We start from the raw sequence: 2,147 nt of genomic DNA on the forward strand, positions 1-2,147 counted from the left end.
TACGCCGCACCCGCCTTCCACACACCCAGCACCGCGGCCACGAAGTCCACGCCGCGATCCAGCAGCAGCGCCACCACCGACTCCGGGCCCACACCCAGGCTGCGCAGATATCCGGCCACCCGGTTGGCTCGGGCGTCCAGCTCGGCGTACGACAACTGCACACCGTCGCCGATCACCGCCACCGCGTCCGGCGTCCGCTGCACCCACTCCTCGAACAGGCCGTGGGCCGTGGTGGGCGCGTTCGGCACCGCGGTGTCGTTCCACTCGGTCAGCATCCGGTTGAGCTGCTGGGAGTCGAGGACGTCGACCTGGTTGAGCGGCGTCTCCGGCTGCTCGTCCAGGGCGTGCACGACGGCTTCGAGGGCGGTGCCGAGCAGCCGGCCCACCGCGTACGGATCGACCGGCTGGACGGCCTGGACCCGCAGGCTCAGCCCGCCGCCGCCGAAGTCGTCGGCGGCCACCGCCAGCGGGTAACTGGTGCGGTCGTGGGCGTGGACGGTACGCACGCCCGGGACCGCGCGGTCCCAGATGTCCTCGCCGTCGCGGCCCTGGTCCTGGTGTTCGATGAAGCGGTAGTTGAACAGCGAGGTGAACAGCGGCGTGTTCTCCGCGACGCCGCTGGCCTGCTGCGCCACCGACAGTGACGCGTGCTCGTGGTCGACCAGCGCGGACAGTTGGGTCCGCATCTGCTCGACCGCGGCCCGCACGCCGGACCGGCCGGTCCGCATGCGCACCGGCAGCGTGTTGATGAACGGGCCGACGACCCGGTCCGCGCCCGCGCCGGCGGTCATCCGGCCGGACAGCACGGTGCCGAACACCACGTCGTCGCGGCCGGACAGCACGGACACCACCCGGGCCCATGCCACGTGCAGCACCGTCGCCGCGCTCACTCCCTGCCGCCGCGACACCTCCCGCAGCTTCTCGACGACCTCCTGCGGCACCGGCACCACACGGGTGGCCGGGGCCCCGCCGGCGCCGTGCACGTCCATCAGCCCGTACGGCGCGGTCGGCTCGGTCACGTCGCCGAGCAGCTCGCCGAAGAACCGCTCGTGCTCCTGGCGCGGGACGCTGCGTGCCTGGACCACGAAGTCCCGGAAGGGCTCGGCGGGGGCGAGAGCGCCGGCCCGCCCGGCGAGGATCTCGCGCAGTTCCCGCATCAGCAACTCGGTGCCCTGCTGGTCCTGCACGATGTGGTGCATCCGCAGCAGTCCCAGCCAGCGGCCGTCGCCCAGGTCGGTGATGTGCACGTCCATCAGGGGCGGCCGGCGCAGGTCCATGGTGGGCCCGACCAGTTCGATCAGCCGCGCCACCGGATCGGTGTGCCCGTCGGCCAACGCGTAGGTCACCACGGGCAGGGTGGCCTCCCGCCACACGACCTGCAGGGGTTCCGGCAGCCCGTCCCACATCATCGCCGTGCGGTAGACGTCGTGCCGGTTCACCAGCTGCTGCAGCGCCTCGACGAGCCGGTCGAGCACGTCACGGGAGGCGAACTCCAGTGCCCACGACGTCACGTACGGGTCGTCGCCCCCGTCGGCCATCAGGTGGTGGAACAGCATCCCCTCCTGCACCGGTGCCAGCGGGTACACGTCCGCCACGTTGGCCGGGCCACCGTCGACGCTGTCCACCACCCGCGCGACCTCGGCGTCGGAGAGCTCCACCAGCGGCAGCATGTCGGCGGTGAGCCGGCCCGCGCCGTCCGGGATGAGGTTGGCCGGGATCACGACGGGTTCGGCCACCGCCGCGCGGGCCAGACCGGCCGGGGTCGGCGCGTCGAACAGGGTCCGGATCTTCAGGTCGACGCCGAGGCGGGCCCGGATCTGCGCGAGCAGCTCGACGGCGAGCAGGGAGTGCCCGCCGAGCCGGAAGAAGTCGCTGTCCACGCCGACCCGGTCGCGGCCGAGGACCTGGGCGAACACCTCGCACAGGGCCGCCTCGCGCTCGTCGGCCGGGGGCCGGCCGGCGTCCGCACCGGGCACCTGGTCGGGGGCGGGCAGGGCGGTGCGGTCCAGTTTGCCGCTGCTGTTCAGCGGTAGCCGGTCCAGCACGACCACGGCGGCCGGGACCATGTAGGCGGGCAGGCGCTCGGCCAGGTACTCCCGCAACTCCCCGTCAGCCGTCGGACTGTCAGTCACGACGTACGCGACCAG

Annotated in this window: 1 protein-coding gene; it reads right to left on the minus strand. The window is 73.1% G+C overall.

Annotated elements, in window-relative coordinates; genetic code table 11:
* The coding region (locus AB0F81_RS51080) for a condensation domain-containing protein (RefSeq protein WP_360211700.1) at positions 1–2,132 on the minus strand (2,132 nt) is incomplete at its 3' end.
* Positions 2,133–2,147 lie beyond the last annotated feature (15 nt).

Origin of the sequence: Actinoplanes sp. NPDC024001 (assembly GCF_040638955.1) — a bacterium.
In the GTDB taxonomy this organism is placed as follows: Bacteria; Actinomycetota; Actinomycetes; order Mycobacteriales; family Micromonosporaceae; genus Actinoplanes.